The sequence below is a fragment of the Streptomyces sp. NPDC090741 genome (genome assembly GCF_044769045.1).
Classification (GTDB): Bacteria; Actinomycetota; Actinomycetes; order Streptomycetales; family Streptomycetaceae; genus Streptomyces.
On the sequence record NZ_JBIVXF010000003.1, the window covers coordinates 301,749 to 316,506 of the forward strand.

A 14,758-nucleotide genomic window follows, 5' to 3' on the forward strand; every position below is an offset into this window, starting at 1 on the left:
CGTGGCGACCCCGCAACAGGCTCATCAGCCCCACCCCGTATCGGATCCCGTCGTCGCGGCGCTCGGCGGGCTGGGCTCGGCCGTCGACTGCACGGGCCTGCGCAGCCTGTCCCTGGAGGGGCCGCTCGTGCTGTGGCTCGTCGTCCAGGGCGAGCTGGACCTGTTCGCCGTCGATGCCGCGCAGGCGGGCCACTGGCATTTCCTCGGCCGGCTGGAGTCGGGCGCGCTGCTCCTCGGCCCGGTCGAGGGCCCCGCGCACACGCTGACCGGGCGCCCGCTGCAAGGCTGCGTACTGCGCCGCATCGAGCTGCGCGAGTTGAACCGGCCCGCGTACGGCGGATCCTGGGGCGGGCACGGCGAGTACGGAGCGTACGGCGAGTACGGCGAGTACGGGGCGTACGGCGATCACGCCGACCCGTGGCAGACCGCGCCCAGCCCCCTGGAGGACGCCTTCGCCCGCGGCATCGGCCGCGGTCTGCGCGTGCTGTACCAGGCACCGCTGGAAGGCGGCCCCGACACCGCCGCCCGCGGCGGGGCCGACGAGGACATCCTGTGGATGCAGGTCCCGCCGGGGAGCGTGCAGTACGGGGCCGTGTACGAGGCACACGCATCGTACGAGGGCGCGGGCACGGCCGGCACGCTCCTCGTCGACGAAGCCGTGTGGCAGGGCATGGTCGACCGGCAGTACCGGCTGCTCTCCGCCCTGGACCGCCGCATCGAGCAGGACGAGCGCGCCCACGCGGACCGCACCGCGGCCGGCATCGAGGCCGGAGAAGCCGCCCGTACCCAGGCGGACCGCGCCCTGCTCGCCGCCATCGGCCGCCCCCGCCGGGGCTCCCGCCGCGCCGCCGGCGACGACGCGACCTTCGCCGTGTGCCGCCTGGTGGCCGCCGAAGCCGGCATGGCCCTCACCGAGCCCACGGGCGCGGACGCGGCCCCCGCCTCCGCCGCCTCCGCCTCCGCACGGACGGACCCGATCGAACGCATCGCCCTCGCCTCCCGCATCCGCACCCGCCCCGTCAGGCTCGGCGGCCGCTGGTGGCGGGAGTACGGCGGCCCCCTGGCCGGCCGGCGCGCGGACGACGGAACCCCCGTCGCTCTGCTCTGGCGGCGCGGCCGGTACGAGGCCGTCGACCCGGCCACCGGCGCCCGTGAGCGCATCCGCCAGGGCAACGCGGCCGCCTTCGCACCGGACGCCGTCATGTTCTACCGCCCGCTGCCCGACCGGAAGCCGGGCCTGCTGCACCTGATGCGCTTCAGCGTGCGCGGCAGCGGCCAGGACCTGCGCAGCCTGGTCCTGGGCGGGCTCGGAGCCGTCGGCCTCGGCGCGCTCGTCCCCGTGGCCACCGGTCGGGTGCTCGGCGCGTACGTACCGCACGCCGAGGACAGCCTCATCGTGCAGACCGCGCTGGCGCTCATCGCGACCAGCGTGGTCTCGGCCGCCTTCATGCTGCTCCAGAACGTCTCCGTGCTGCGGATGGAGGGCCGCATCGAGGCCACCTTGCAACCGGCCGTCTGGGACCGGCTGCTGCGGCTGCCGGTGACCTTCTTCGCCGGCCGCTCCACCGGGGAACTCGCCGCCGCGGCCATGGGCATCAGCTCCATCCGCAGCGTGCTGTCCGGCATCGTCCCGGTGTCGCTGCAGGCCGGCACCGTCGGCGCGATGAACCTCGCGCTGCTGCTCGTCTACAGCGTGCCGCTGGCGCTGGCGGCGCTCGCCATGCTGCTCGGCGTCGCCGTCGTCTTCCTGGGCCTGGGGCTCTGGCAGCTCCGCTACCAGCGCCGGCTGATCCGGCTCGGCAACAAGCTCGACAACCAGGCGTTCCAGACCCTGCGCGGACTGCCCAAGCTGCGCGTGGCCGCGGCCGAGAGCTTCGCGTACGCCGCCTGGGCGCGGGAGTTCGCCCGTACCCGCGAGCTGCACCAGCGCATCGGCCGGATCAAGAACGTCCTCACCGTCCTCAACGCGGTCTATCTGCCGCTCTGTACGCTCGTGATGTTCATGCTGCTGGCCGGACCGGCCCGGGGCAGCATGTCCGCGGCCGAGTTCCTCACCTTCAGCACCGCCGTGACGATGATGCTGTCCTCGGCCACCCAGCTGACCGGCGTCCTGCTCTCGGCAGCCGCCGTGCAGCCGATGTTCGAGCAGGTCAAGCCGCTGCTCCAGGCGGCCCCCGAGGTACGTGCCGCCGGCATCCGGCCGGGCGAGCTCAGCGGCGCCGTCGAGGTGCAGAACCTCTCGTACCGGTACGCCGACGACGGCCCGCTCGTGCTGGACGACGTGTCGTTCGCGGTGCGGCCGGGGGAGTTCGTCGCGGTCGTGGGGGCCAGCGGCTGCGGCAAGTCGACCCTGCTGCGCATGCTCATCGGCTTCGACCGGCCGGCCTCCGGCAGCGTGCGGTACGACGGCCAGGACCTGGCCGCACTCGACCAGGCGGCCGTACGCCGCCAGTGCGGTGTCGTCCTCCAGAACGCGCAGCCGTTCTCCGGGTCGATCCTCGACTGCATCCGCGGCTCCGGTACGTACTCCCTCGAAGAGGCGGCGGAGGCCGCCGCGCTGGCGGGCCTCGCCGAGGACATCAAGGCGATGCCGATGGGCCTGCACACCGTGCTGTCCGACGGTGGCGGAACCGTCTCGGGCGGGCAGCGCCAGCGGCTGATGATCGCCCAGGCCCTCATCGGCAAGCCGCGCATCCTGTTCCTGGACGAGGCGACCAGCGCGCTGGACAACGAGGCCCAGCGCGTGGTCATCGAGTCCACCCGCGCCCTGCGCGCCACCCGCATCGTGATCGCCCACCGGCTGTCCACGGTCATGGACGCCGACCGGGTGATCGTCATGGCGGACGGCCGGATCGCCCAGCAGGGCCCGCCCGCCGAGCTGCTCGCCGATCCGGCGGGCCCGTTCCACGAACTGGTGCGCCGCCAGGTCGGGTGAGCCCGGAGCAGACCGTCAGCCTTGGGCCGGGGCCGGGGCCGGGGCCGGGGTCTGCGTGTCGGCCTCATGGTCCGAACGGTCCGACGCGTCCCCGGCCGGGGACGGAAGCGCGAAGACGCGGAGGAAGAGCTGCGAGAGCGGGCCGATGGCCAGGGCGTACGCCACCGTGCCCACGCCGGCCGTGCCGCCCAGCAGGACTCCGGCCGCCAGGACCGTGAGCTCGATCCCGGTACGGACCAGCCGCAGCGAGCGCCCGGTCCGCCGGTGCAGCCCGGTCATGAGGCCGTCGCGCGGGCCGGGCCCGAAGCACGCGGCGATGTAGAGGCCGGTCGCGGCGCCGTTGAGGACGATGCCCGCCGTCAGCAGGGCGGCCTGCGCGACCGTGCCGTGCACGTCCGGCAGCACCGCGAGGGTGGCGTCCATGGTCAGGCCGACGGCGAACACGTTGGAGACGGTCCCGAGCCCGGGCCGCTGCCGCAGCGGCACCCACAGCAGCAGGACCAGCGCCCCGACGGCCACCGAGACCGTGCCGATGCTCCACCCCGTGCGCTCGGCGAGCCCCTGGTGGAAGACGTCCCACGGGTCCAGCCCCAGCCCGGCGCGGACGAGGAAGGCCGAGCTCGCGCCGTACAGCGCGAGCCCGACGTAGAGCTGCAGGAGCCGGCGGGGCAGACGCCGGGCGGGGCGGACGGGGGCGAGGGACACCGGTGGAGCCTTTCAGGGAGCCAAAGACCGACAGGTCTTACCGTGTGGCATCCCCTGAACGGCCCAACAGGGCCAATCCAAACCAAGTGGCCTTACTTTCTCCGATTCGATCCGGGGGCGCCTCAGCGCGTCCCGCCTCGTGAGAACTGGCACATTTTCGCCCCGTTTAGTCCGAATTGGTGAATGCTGGTTTCCGGGCCGCGACCCTCCACACGCGCCCCCACCAGCGCCACCGGCACCGGAAGAGACGAGAGACATGCGACGCGTACACGGCCTGACGGTCAACCGGCGGACAGCCCTCCCCCTCGTCGGCGGAGCCGCCGTCCTCGGCTTCGGCGGCCTCTACCTCACCGGTCTGGCCGTGGCGGGCGACGCCATCGCCGACGGCACCCACGTACGGGGTGTCGACATCGGCGGCATGAGCCGTACGGAGGCCAGGACCGCGCTCGACCGCGCGCTCGGCCCCGCCGCGGCCGCCCCGATCGAGCTGCGGATCGGCGACCGCGCCGAGCAGGCCGCCCCCGCCGCCTTCGGGCTGTCGCTGGACACCGCCGCCACCGTCGACCGCGCCGCGCAGACCGGATCCGACCCCTTCACCGTGATCGGCCGCCTGCTCACCCCGGCCGAGAACCGGGACGTGGAGCCCGTGGTCCGTACGGACGGCCCCACGAGCACCGCCGAGGTCGACCGGATCACCGCCGCCGGCCGCGAGGCCCGCGACGGCGACATCACCTTCGAGGGCGGCACGGCCCGGGCCACCGCCCCGGTCACCGGTGTCGCCGTACGGGCCGACCGGGCGGCCGACACCGTACGCGCCGCCTACCTGCACCCCCAGGGCGGGCCGGTCGCCCTCCCCGTGGACCAGAAGCCGCCCGCCGTGGGACAGCAGGAGACCGCGCGGGCCCTGACGGAGTTCGCCCAGCCCGCGATGTCCGGCCCGGTCACGCTCAAGGTGGCCGGAAAGACGGTCACCCTCACCCCCGCCGTGCTCGGCAGGCACCTGTCGGTCGATCCCGACGGGCAGGGCCGGCTGGTCCCGAAGCTCGACGCCAAGGGGCTGCTGGCCGAGCCCGCGGTCGCCCGGCAGGTCGCCGCGGCCACCAGCCCCTCCCGCGGGGCCACCTTCCGCGTGGACTCCACCGGCCGGGCGGTCGTCGCCCAGGACGGGCGCTCCGGGGTGCAGGTCACCGAGAAGGCCTTCGCCGACGCCGTCGTCCCGCTGCTGACGCGCACCGGCGCCGCCCGTACGGGGGAGCTCGCCGTGACGACGGTCCACCCGCGCCTGACCGCGCAGAACGCACAGCGCCTCGGCATCAAGGAGAAGATGTCCTCCTTCACGGTCAAGTTCCCGGCCGCGCCGTACCGCACCACCAACATCGGGCGGGCCGTCGAGCTGATCAACGGCTCCGTCGTGCTGCCGGGCGAGACGTGGAGCTTCAACAAGACGGTCGGCGAGCGGACCAAGGAGAACGGCTTCGTCGACGGCATCATGATCAACGACGGCCAGTTCGTGAAGTCCCCCGGCGGCGGTGTCTCGGCGGTCGCGACGACCATGTACAACGCCATGTTCTTCGCGGGAGTCCACCCGCTGGAGCACGGGGCCCACTCGTTCTACATCGAGCGCTATCCCGAGGGCCGCGAGGCCACCGTCGCCTGGGGCACCCTCGACCTGCGCTGGAAGAACGACTCCGGCCACGCGATCTACGTCCAGGCCGAGTCCACCGACACCTCGGTGACCATCAGCCTGCTCGGCACGAAGAAGTACGAGGAGATACGCGCGACCCAGGGCCCGCGGACGAACACCACCCCGCCGGCCAAGCGCACGGGCTCCGGTCCGACCTGCGAGGTGCAGACCCCGCTGGAGGGCTTCGACGTGGCCGTCGACCGGGTCTTCGTCCAGGGCGGGCAGGAGGTCAAGCGGGAGACCTACAAGACGCACTACACCCCGCGCGACGAGGTCACCTGCGACCCGCAGACCTCGCAGACCCCCGCGCCCCCGAGCCCCTCTGCGGCCCCGACAGGCCCGGCCGCCACGCAGCCGGGCCGCGCCTGACACCCGGGGTCCTTCCGGCGACACTCCCTAGACGAACCCGGCAGGCGGGCGCGCCCGCCAGGAGTGGGCGGGACAGTGCACGACCGACGACATGTTCCGGTCCCAGTGGGCCCGGTGGCGCCGGACGGAGTGGGGCGCGCACGGCACGGCGGCCGTGCGCGCCAGTATGAGCAGGGCGGCCGTGAGGGCCGCCAGTTCTATGTGGTCCGGGGTGCCCCGGACCACCCTGATCCGGTGCCGGCGTATCACCAGGTCACCGGCAGGGTCTTGGGCCCCCGGATCAGCGCCCCGGCCTGCCATTCGAGCTGCTCGGGCGGCACGGCCAGGGCGAGGCGCGGATAGCGTTCGATCAGCGTGGTGATGACGATCTCGGACTCCATACGGGCCAGCATCGAGCCCACGCAGTGGTGGGGCCCGTTCCCGAAGGCCATGTGGGCGATGGGCCCGCGGTCGAAGTCCAGCGCGTCCGGGTTCGGGAAGACCTCGGGGTCGCGGTTGGCCGCGAGGTACGAGGAGTACACCGTGTCCCCGGCCTTGATCGTGACGCCGGCGATGTCCACGTCCCGCGTCGCGATCCGCGGCAGACCGACCCCGCTGCGGTGCGGGATGAACCGCAGCAGCTCGTCGACGGCCTGGGGGATCATCTCCGGCTCCCTGCGCAGCCGTTCGTGGTGCTCCGGATGGGTGAGCAGGGCGTACACCATGTTCGCGCTGTTGTTGCGGACGGCGTGCGCACCGCTCACGAGGATCGCGGTGGCGATGGAGACCGCCTCCGGCTCGGTGATCTCACCGGCGTCGGCGGCGCCGGCGAGGACCCCGGCGAGGTCGTCGCTCTGCTTCTCCCGCCGCATGGCCAGCAGGGCGACCACGCATTCGCGCACCGTCTTCAGGGCGTCGGTGCTCTTGTCGGGGGACGGGCCCGGGGTCATGATCACGTTCGCCCAGGAGGTCATGTCCTTGCGCATGTCCTGGGGCATTCCCAGCAGGTCGGCGACGGCTGCGAGCGGGAACGGGCCGTGCAGGTGCTCGACGAGGTCCGCAGGCGAACCGTGCCGCTCCATCTCGTCCAGGAGGCCGTCGGCCGTCTGCTGCACGGTCGGCCGCAGCTTCTGCATGCTCTTGCCGGTGAACGCCCGGGCGACCACGCGGCGCATGTCGTTCAGGCGCGGCGGGTCGGCGTAGTTCATCGACGCCTGCTGCGAGGCGATCGCGTGCGGGGAGGAGGCGGTGATCGTCCGGCCGACCAGTTCAGAACGGCTGAAGCGCGGGTCGGTGGTCGCCGCCTTCACATCGGCGTAGCGCGCCATCAGCCAGGCGGTGCCCTGCCCGAACGGCAGCCGGATCCGGGTGGCCCGTTTGTCCCGCAGGCGGTCGTGCAGGAACGGGTCGAAGTCCAGCGCCTCGAAGTCGTCCAGGTTCCAGCAGTGCACCGGTTCGCCCGAGGCCGGGTCCAGCTCCGTGGCCGTCTCCGGGTCCATCTCCGGGTCCGGCCTGAGGGCGGTTTGCGGGTCTGACGTCATGGTTCATCTCCCTGCGTGGATGTCACCCCCCAAGGCGCGATTCCGCGGGAAATCGGCACAGCCATCCCTTCCCTCTCGTCACACGCTCCGCTGCCTCCACGGCTCAGCGTCACCGGATTGGCTCATGTCACCAACGCCGTAGTCCCGCGCGCGCTTCCGGCGGAGGTCGATGAGGCTGTGTCAGACACGAAAGGAGAGCCACCCATGGCGACTCTGTGCAGGCCAACGGTGTGCGTGCCCGAGCACGTGATCACGATGGAGCAGACCCTCGATCTGTGCCGGTCCGTGCACGCGGACCATCCGCAGCTCGACCTGGCGCTGCGCCTGATCCGCAACACCGGCGTCGCGAAGCGGCACATCGTGCGCCCCATCGAGGAGACCCTCAAGCACCCCGGTTTCGAATCGCGCAACGCCGTGTACGAGACCGAGGCCAAGGCGCGGGTCCCCGCGGTGGTGCGGCAGGCGCTGGAGGACGCGCAGCTGCGTGCCCAGGACATCGACATGATCATCTACGTGTCGTGCACGGGCTTCATGATGCCCTCGCTGACCGCGTGGATGATCAACGCGATGGGTTTCCGGACGGACACCAAACAGCTCCCCATCGCCCAGCTGGGCTGTGCGGCGGGCGGCGCGGCGGTCAACCGGGCCCACGACTTCTGCACCGCCTACCCGGAGGCGAACGCGCTGATCGTGTCCTGCGAGTTCTGCTCGCTCTGCTACCAGCCCAGCGACCTGGAGGTCGGCAACCTGCTCTCCAACGGCCTGTTCGGCGACGGAGTGGGCGCCGCCGTCGTCCGCGGCCGGGGCGGAACTGGCATGGAACTGCACCGCAACAGCTCGTACATCATCCCCCAGACGGAGGACTGGATCATGTACGACGTCAAGTCCACCGGGTTCCACTTCAAACTCGACCGGCGGGTCCCGGGGACCATGGAACCGCTCGCGCCGTCCCTCAAGGACCTGGCCAAGCTCCATGGGTGGGACGCCGCCGCGCTGGATTTCTACATCATCCACGCAGGTGGGCCGCGCATCCTGGACGACCTCAGCAAGTACCTCGGTGTGGCACCCGAGGCATTCCGCTTCAGTCGGGCCACACTGACCGAGTACGGCAACATCGCCAGCGCCGTCGTCCTGGACGCACTGCGCCGACTGTTCGACGAGAACGCCACCGCTGACGCCGCGCGGGGCCTGCTGGCCGGTTTCGGCCCGGGCATCACCGCAGAGATCTCACTGGGCAGCTGGACCTCGGGACGAGGGACCGGGTGAGGGAGGAATCCGAAGAATGCTGAAGGACGGCCCCGCAACCGCAAGGCCACCCATCACGCACTGGCCCACCCCGGCACTGGACGGGGTCGACTTCGACCCCGTCCTCGCCGAGCTGATGCGGGCGGGTCCGATCACCCGGATCCGCATGCCCAACGGAAGCGGGTGGGCCTGGCTCGTCTGCCGGTACGACGACGTGCGCATGGTGGCCAACGATCCCCGGTTCAGCCGCAAGCTGGTCGCGGAACACGATGTCACCCGGCTGGCCCCGCACTTCATCCCCGCGCCGGGTGCGGTCGGGTTCGAGGACCCGCCCGACCACACCCGGCTGCGGCGCACCGTCGCCGCGGCCTTCACCACCCCCGGGGTTGAGCGCCTGCGCACCCGAGCGAAGGAGATGCTCGACGCCCTCGTCGACGGGATGCTGCGCGACGGCCCGCCCGCGGACCTGACCGAGCGCCTGCTGGCGCCCTTCCCGCTCGCCGTCGTGTGCGAGCTGATGGGCGTCCCTGAGCAAGACCGGCCCATGGTCCACGAATGGACCACGCTGATCCTCTCCTCGGCCCAGGGCGTCGAACGCAGCGAGCAGGCGAAGAACGACATGTGCGCCTACCTGGGCGGGCGCATGCGCACCGGGGAAGTGGCCGGCGGCGACAGCGTCATCGGGCTCCTCGTCAAGGCCGTCGAGGCCGGCGAGGTCACCGCCGAGGAGGCGACCGGCCTCGCCCTGCTCATCCAGATCGGGGGCGAGGCCGTCACCAACAACGTGGGCAACATGGTCTACATCCTGCTCACCCGGCCGGACCTGATGGACCGGATGCGCAGGGAGCCCGGCCTGCGGCCCGCGGCCATCAACGAGCTGCTGCGCTACATCCCGCACCGCAACGCGGTCGGGCTCTCGCGGATCGCCCTGGAGGACGTCACCGTCGCGGGCCAGCTCATCCGGGCGGGCGAGGCGGTCTACGTCTCGTACCTCGCGGCCAACCGCGACCCGGAGGTCTTCCCCGACCCCGAGGAACTGCAGCTGGAACGCAGCCCCAACCCGCACGTCTCCTTCGGGTACGGACCCCACTTCTGTCCCGGGAACATGCTGGCCCGCCTCGAATCCGAGCTGATGGTGGACGCCCTGCTCGACCGCTTCGAGGACCTGCGCTTCAGCGTCCCCGTCGGCGAGCTGCGCTGGCGGCCCGGGGCCCTCATCCGCGGGCCCGAAGGTCTGCCCGTGACCTGGTCATGACCGCGCACGTCGCCCGCGACGGGCTGCTCGTGCCACCGGGTCACGGCCGCAAGCTGCACACCGAGGCCCAGCAGGTCACGTTCAAGGTCACCGGGGAGCACTCCGCGGTGGCCTCCAGCTTCGAGGTCGTCGTACCGCCCGGGTTCGACGTCGGGGCGCACCTGCACACCCGGAGCGAAGAGCTGTTCTACGTCCTGGAGGGTGAACTCGACGTCATGGCCTTCGAGCCGCGCGTCCGTTCCGCGGACGACTGGCGACACTGGGAGTCGCTCGACGGACGCCAGGTCGTCCGTGCCACGCCCGGAACCGTCATCGTGGTTCCGCCCGGTTGTCCGCACGCCTTCGCGAACCCCACCGGCGAACCGGCCCGGATGTTCTTCCAGGCCTCCCCGCCCCCCGATCACGAGCGGTACTTCGAGGAGCTCCTCGAACTGCTCGACACGAGCGCCACCCCGGATCCCGCCGCGATCCACGCACTCCGGAAGCGCTACGACATCGAACAGCTCACGCCGCTGCGCCACGAGCTGTCCTGACCACCACCGCAACAACCAAAACACACGCACACCACGCTCGGGAGAATTCATGCTGCGCACGCGCCGCAAACTTCGCACCGCCTCGTACGCCCTCGCGACCATGGTCGCCGCCAGTGCCTCGCTCGCCGTGGGCCCGGCCCGGGCCGCCGAACCCCTGCCGTCGCACTGGTGCTACGTCAACGGTGTCGAGGCGAAGCCCGGATCGCAGGTCAACGGCACATCGGCCGATGACACCATCGTCTGCGAGAACGACGTCGAGAACGCGATCATCTACGGCGGCGGCGGCAACGACAACATCCGCGTCAAGGGCATGCTGATCGACTCCCAGGTGCTCGGCGGCGAGGGCGACGACACGCTCCAGGTCAACAACCTCTCCCCGCGCAACGGCAGCTCCTCGGTGCGCGGCGGTGCGGGCAACGACACCATCATCACCGCGCTCGTCGTGGGCACGGCGGAGCACGGGGCGAGCGTCTACGGCGACCACGGCGACGACAAGATCACCACGGGCAGCGTGATGGGCCAGCCGGGCGAGTACGAGCGCGGCGGCGGCCAGGTCTTCGGCAACGACGGCAGCGACCTCATCCGCACGGGCAACATCGACCTGGGCGGCCGGGTGCTCGGCGGCAGCGAGAACGACGTCATCGAGCCCAAGTCGGTGGGCGCCGAGTCCGCGGGCATCGTCCAGGGCGGCCCCGGCAACGACACGGTCCGCGGCCTGAACGACACCGTCCTGACGATCGGACCGGGCTACGGCCAGGTCGACGGCGGGATCGGGACCAACTCCTGCCGGGTGAAGCACTTCTCCACCGGCGACCGGGTCCGCAGCTCGCTGTCGAACTGCCTGACGGCCGACGGCACCCCCGCGGCGCCGACCGCCCCCGCAGCGCCCGCCTCCCCCGCGAAGCCCGCCCAGCCGGCGGCTTCCGCGGCCCCCGGCGGCCACTCACCGCGCTGACGGGCGGCGGCCCCCGGGCGCGCCGTGCCGGCGCTCCACGGACAGGCCGCCGGGCAGCATGAACAGGGTCAGCACCGCGCCGACGGCGAAGATCGCCGCCGCTGCCGTGAAGACCGTGTGGTAACCCTCCAGGGCAGCCCGCGCCGCCAGTTCCGGCGTGGGCTGCCGGCCCGCCAGCGAGCGGGCGATGGCTCCGGCGGCAAGGGTGCTCATGAGCGCCGTGCCGACGGAGCCGCCCGTCTGCCGCATGGCGTTGACCGTCGCGGAGCCGACGCCCGCGTCCCGCGGGTCGATGCCGGCCGTGCCGAGGTTCATGGCGGCCGCCGTGATCAGGCCCATGCCCAGTCCCGTCGCCACCTGGCCCGGCAGCACGTCGACCACGTAGGGGCCGGTCGCCGTCACGTTCGTCATCCAGGCCATGCCGCACGCCGAGAGCAGCATGCCGGTGACGATGCGCGGGCGTCCGCCGATCCGGCCGAGCAGCCCCATGTTGCTGCCGATCGCGCCGATCATCGTGCAGCCGGACATCGGCATGAAGGCCAGGCCGGTCTGGGCCGGGCTGTAGCCGCGGGCGTGCTGGAGGTAGTACGTCAGGAACAGGAACACCCCGAACATGCCGACCCCGGTGATGAACACGGCGATCAGCGCCGCGCCCCGGACCCGGTCGAGCACGATCCGCAGCGGCAGCAGCGGGTGCGGGCTGCGGCGCTGCCACCACACGAACCCGGTGAGCAGCAGGGCGGCCATGACCAGGAAGCCCAGGGTGCGGACGGACTGCCAGCCGTGGGAGCCGGCCGTGGCCAGCCCGTAGACCAGGCAGAACAGCCCGGACGAGGCGAGCACCGTGCCCGGCAGGTCCAGCCGGGGCGGGGTGGTCGGCGCCGAACGCCCGAGCAGCAGCACACCGCCGGTGACGGCGACGGCGGCGAACAGCAGGTTCACGTACATCGTCGAGCGCCAGCTCAGGTGCTCGGTGAGGAAACCGCCCAGCAGCAGCCCCACGGCGCCCCCGGACGCGGCGAGCGACCCGAACACGCCGAAGGCCTTCGCGCGCTCGGCGGGCGCGGAGAACGTGGTGGTCAGCAGCGAGAGCGCGGCCGGAGCCAGCAGCGCCGCGAACACCCCTTGCAGGGCGCGGGCCGTGACGAGGGTCCCGAAGGTGGCCGCCGCGCCGCCGAGCGCGGAGGCCGCGGCGAAGCCGATCTGCCCGATGAGGAAGGCCCGGCGCCGCCCGAACTTGTCGGCCAGCCGCCCGCCGAGCAGCAGGAGACTGCCGAAGGTGATCGCGTACGCGGTCACCACCCACTGCCGCTGGCCGTCGGAGAACCCGAGGTCGGCCTGGGCGGAGGGCAGGGCGATGTTCACGATGGTGGCGTCGAGGACGACCATGAGCTGGGCCAGGCCGATGACGCCCAGGATCCACCAGCGGCGCGGATCGGGCGGCGCCGCGGCGTCGGGGGCGGCGGAAGCGGTGCTGGTTCCGGGACGGGTCGGCTCTGCGGACATGGTGGCGCTCTCCATGGGTTCCGCGCGTTCTCGCCGGTGGGAGGGCGTACGCGTTTGCGTGGACTGTCTGTCTCGACGATGCGTGAGACGGCCCCGTCACCCGCGCGCCACGCCATGACGCCGTCCGGATGGACCAGTGGAGCGGTCGTTTCTCCTACCCTTTCCCCTTCTTCTTCCTGTTCTTCTTGCGCGGGGCGTCGACCGGGCGGCCGGCGTGGAGTTCCAGCGGGCCCGTGCCCTCGCCGCGGGCGCGCAGGCAGGCCTCGATCTGACGGCGCAGGGAGGGTTTGACCAGGGCGCGCAGCTCCGAGGCGGGCACCGCCCGCCAGCTCAGCAGCTCGAAGGGGGCGAGCCGGATCCGGGCCAGGGTGGCGGCGTCCAGCACCCCGCCGTCGTAGAGGAAGCGGATGCGGGCCGGATAACCGGGCTTGTGGGCCCAGTTGACGCCGAGCAGCCGGCCCGGTGCGAGGTCGAGGCCGAGTTCCTCGTACACCTCCCGGCGGGCGGCGGCGCGCGGGGTCTCGCCCAGGTCGCTGTCGATACCGCCGCCCGGCAGGTTCCAGCGCCCGGACTTGTCGTACGAGGGCTCCACCAGCAGGATCCGGCCCGCGGCGTCGGTGAACAGCACGCTGGCCGCGGTGATCGCCTTGGGGCGGGCGGCCCGGTGGCTCGCGGCGTCGAAGGACCCTGCGTGTTCCAGGGCCGTACGCCGCTCCGGGTCCAGGCCGGCCGGGGAGCCGGGCTGCGGCACGCCGTCGACGAGGTGCGCGAGGGAGCCGGCGTACAGGGCGGCCAGGGCGGCGCGCAGCCGGGGCGCGAGCCGGGCGGGCAGCACCGCGTACGCCTCCTCCGGCGCGAGCCAGCGGGCCGGGGAGGCCTCACCGTCCGGGAGGGAGAGCGCACTGGCCTGCTTCGGCGAGAGCGGCCCGACCAGGTGGACGTGGGCGATGAGGGAGCGGCCGAGGGAGCCGGGCCGACGCGAGTCCACGGCGAGCAGCCGGCCGACCGGTACGGACAGGCCCAGCTCCGCCTCCAGCTCCCGGGCCAGCGCCTCCTCCGGGGTCTCGGTGTCCTCGACGGTGCCGCCCGGAAGCTCCGTCTCCGCCCGGTACGAGGGCGCCAGTACGAGGACCCGCCCGGCGGAGTCCAGGACGATCGCGGTGGCGGCGACGAGCGGGGACGGCCGGGCGGCGTAGTACAGGCGGACCTCGTCGGGGGAGGGGCCACCGGAGGGCCCGTCGGGCGGTTGGCCGTACTGCCGGACGGGAGGGCGGTCGGACGGGCGGTCGGACGGGCGGTCGGGCACTGGGGACTCCCATGATCTAGGGGGTGCCCGGCGGATCCCCGTGTCGTGCCACCGTACGGGGCGGATCCGTACCCCGCCCGGCCCCGCCGCGCTCGGCGGTCAGGCCCGGGCCAGGAGCATCCCGCCCATCGTGACCATGGTCGCCGCGACGAGCCCGTCCAGCACCCGCCAGGCCGCGGGGCGCGCCAGCAGGCCGCTCAGCAGCCGGGCGCCGTAGCCGAGGGTGCCGAACCAGATCAGGCTGGCCAGCCCGGCCCCGATGCCGAAGGCCCAGCGCAGGTCCCCGCGGTCGGCGGCGAGGGAGCCGAGCAGCAGGACGGTGTCCAGGTAGACGTGCGGGTTGAGCCAGGTCATGGCCAGGCAGGTCAGCACGGCCCGGCGGCGGGACCCGGCGGTGGCCCCCTCGGTGCCCAGGGCGGCGCCGGGGGTGGGCCGCAGTACCCGGCGGGCGGCCAGGAATCCGTAGCAGATCAGGAATCCGCCGCCGGCGATGGCGACCGCGGTCAGGGCGGCCGGCCAGGCGGTGACGAAGGCGCCGACCCCGGCGACGCCGAGGGCGATGAGGAGCGCGTCGGAGACGGCGCAGATCGCGACCACGGCGAGGACGGCGTGCCGGCGCACCCCCTGCCGCAGGACGAAGGCGTTCTGCGCGCCGATGGCGACGATGAGGGAGAGTCCGGTGCCGAAGCCGGCGAGTGCCGCCGCGATGATGCCGTGTGTCATGTCTCCGACCGTAGGCATCGGC

12 protein-coding genes are annotated in these 14,758 nt (G+C 72.8%); 6 read left to right on the plus strand and 6 right to left on the minus strand.

What is annotated here, in order from left to right; genetic code table 11:
- Position 1 precedes the first annotated feature (1 nt).
- A complete protein-coding gene (locus ACIQU4_RS11010; protein WP_403728175.1) occupies positions 2–2,935 on the plus strand; it encodes an NHLP bacteriocin export ABC transporter permease/ATPase subunit in 2,934 nt (977 codons plus the stop codon).
- A gap of 15 nt (positions 2,936–2,950) precedes the next feature.
- Here the strand turns inward: ACIQU4_RS11010 and ACIQU4_RS11015 are convergent, their stop codons facing one another.
- Complete coding sequence (locus ACIQU4_RS11015; protein ID WP_403728176.1) at positions 2,951–3,640, minus strand: YitT family protein; 690 nt, start codon at positions 3,638–3,640, stop codon at positions 2,951–2,953.
- Positions 3,641–3,896: 256 nt separating this feature from the next.
- Here ACIQU4_RS11015 and ACIQU4_RS11020 point away from each other — a divergent pair, with 256 nt between their 5' ends.
- Entirely contained in the window at positions 3,897–5,693 is a 1,797-nt protein-coding gene (locus tag ACIQU4_RS11020; RefSeq protein WP_403728178.1) for a VanW family protein, read from the plus strand.
- A gap of 27 nt (positions 5,694–5,720) precedes the next feature.
- Here the strand turns inward: ACIQU4_RS11020 and ACIQU4_RS11025 are convergent, their stop codons facing one another.
- Positions 5,721–5,942 carry an acyl-CoA carboxylase epsilon subunit gene (locus ACIQU4_RS11025; protein ID WP_403728179.1) on the minus strand — a complete coding sequence of 74 codons (222 nt, stop codon included), beginning with the start codon at positions 5,940–5,942 and terminating at the stop codon, positions 5,721–5,723.
- Entirely contained in the window at positions 5,939–7,213 is a 1,275-nt protein-coding gene (locus tag ACIQU4_RS11030) for a cytochrome P450 (RefSeq protein WP_403728181.1), read from the minus strand. Before ACIQU4_RS11030 ends, ACIQU4_RS11025 begins: the two co-directional genes overlap by 4 nt.
- A 204-nt stretch (positions 7,214–7,417) precedes the next feature.
- On the opposite strand from ACIQU4_RS11030, the gene ACIQU4_RS11035 reads away from it, so the two are divergent.
- Genes ACIQU4_RS11035 through ACIQU4_RS11050 form a run of 4 tightly spaced genes read left to right on the plus strand, consistent with a single transcriptional unit; the run spans position 7,418 to position 11,201 of the window.
- On the plus strand, positions 7,418–8,479 hold the full coding sequence (locus ACIQU4_RS11035; RefSeq protein ID WP_403728183.1) for a type III polyketide synthase: 1,062 nt from the start codon (positions 7,418–7,420) through the stop codon (positions 8,477–8,479).
- A 16-nt stretch (positions 8,480–8,495) separates the two neighbouring features.
- A complete protein-coding gene (locus tag ACIQU4_RS11040; RefSeq protein WP_403728184.1) occupies positions 8,496–9,713 on the plus strand; it encodes a cytochrome P450 in 1,218 nt (405 codons plus the stop codon).
- Positions 9,710–10,246 carry a cupin domain-containing protein gene (locus tag ACIQU4_RS11045; RefSeq protein WP_403728185.1) on the plus strand — a complete coding sequence of 179 codons (537 nt, stop codon included), beginning with the start codon at positions 9,710–9,712 and terminating at the stop codon, positions 10,244–10,246. Before ACIQU4_RS11040 ends, ACIQU4_RS11045 begins: the two co-directional genes overlap by 4 nt.
- Positions 10,247–10,295: 49 nt before the next feature.
- Positions 10,296–11,201, plus strand: a complete 906-nt coding sequence (locus ACIQU4_RS11050; protein ID WP_403728187.1) for a hypothetical protein — start codon at positions 10,296–10,298, stop codon at positions 11,199–11,201.
- Here ACIQU4_RS11050 and ACIQU4_RS11055 read toward each other — a convergent pair.
- The 3 genes from ACIQU4_RS11055 to ACIQU4_RS11065 all read right to left on the minus strand — a co-directional run bounded on the left by ACIQU4_RS11055 (position 11,190) and on the right by ACIQU4_RS11065 (position 14,736).
- Positions 11,190–12,707, minus strand: coding sequence for an MFS transporter (locus tag ACIQU4_RS11055; protein ID WP_403728188.1), 1,518 nt, complete (start codon positions 12,705–12,707; stop codon positions 11,190–11,192). The two genes, ACIQU4_RS11050 and ACIQU4_RS11055, sit on opposite strands and share 12 nt — an antisense overlap.
- Before the next feature lie 154 nt (positions 12,708–12,861).
- Positions 12,862–14,013 (minus strand): NUDIX domain-containing protein, encoded by a 1,152-nt coding sequence (locus ACIQU4_RS11060; RefSeq protein ID WP_403728189.1) that lies wholly within the window; start codon positions 14,011–14,013, stop codon positions 12,862–12,864.
- Positions 14,014–14,112: 99 nt separating this feature from the next.
- Positions 14,113–14,736 (minus strand): LysE/ArgO family amino acid transporter, encoded by a 624-nt coding sequence (locus ACIQU4_RS11065; protein ID WP_403728191.1) that lies wholly within the window; start codon positions 14,734–14,736, stop codon positions 14,113–14,115.
- Positions 14,737–14,758: the final 22 nt, after the last annotated feature.

What these genes read in the sequence shown, in the direction of transcription:
- ACIQU4_RS11045 (WP_403728185.1), top strand. Translation starts at nt 9,710, where the DNA reads ATGACCGCGCACGTCGCCCGCGACGGGCTGCTCGTGCCACCGGGTCAC.
- ACIQU4_RS11055 (WP_403728188.1), bottom strand. Translation starts at nt 12,707, where the DNA reads ATGTCCGCAGAGCCGACCCGTCCCGGAACCAGCACCGCTTCCGCCGCC.
- ACIQU4_RS11030 (WP_403728181.1), bottom strand. Translation starts at nt 7,213, where the DNA reads ATGACGTCAGACCCGCAAACCGCCCTCAGGCCGGACCCGGAGATGGAC.
- ACIQU4_RS11035 (WP_403728183.1), top strand. Translation starts at nt 7,418, where the DNA reads ATGGCGACTCTGTGCAGGCCAACGGTGTGCGTGCCCGAGCACGTGATC.
- ACIQU4_RS11050 (WP_403728187.1), top strand. Translation starts at nt 10,296, where the DNA reads ATGCTGCGCACGCGCCGCAAACTTCGCACCGCCTCGTACGCCCTCGCG.
- ACIQU4_RS11065 (WP_403728191.1), bottom strand. Translation starts at nt 14,736, where the DNA reads ATGACACACGGCATCATCGCGGCGGCACTCGCCGGCTTCGGCACCGGA.
- ACIQU4_RS11040 (WP_403728184.1), top strand. Translation starts at nt 8,496, where the DNA reads ATGCTGAAGGACGGCCCCGCAACCGCAAGGCCACCCATCACGCACTGG.
- ACIQU4_RS11020 (WP_403728178.1), top strand. Translation starts at nt 3,897, where the DNA reads ATGCGACGCGTACACGGCCTGACGGTCAACCGGCGGACAGCCCTCCCC.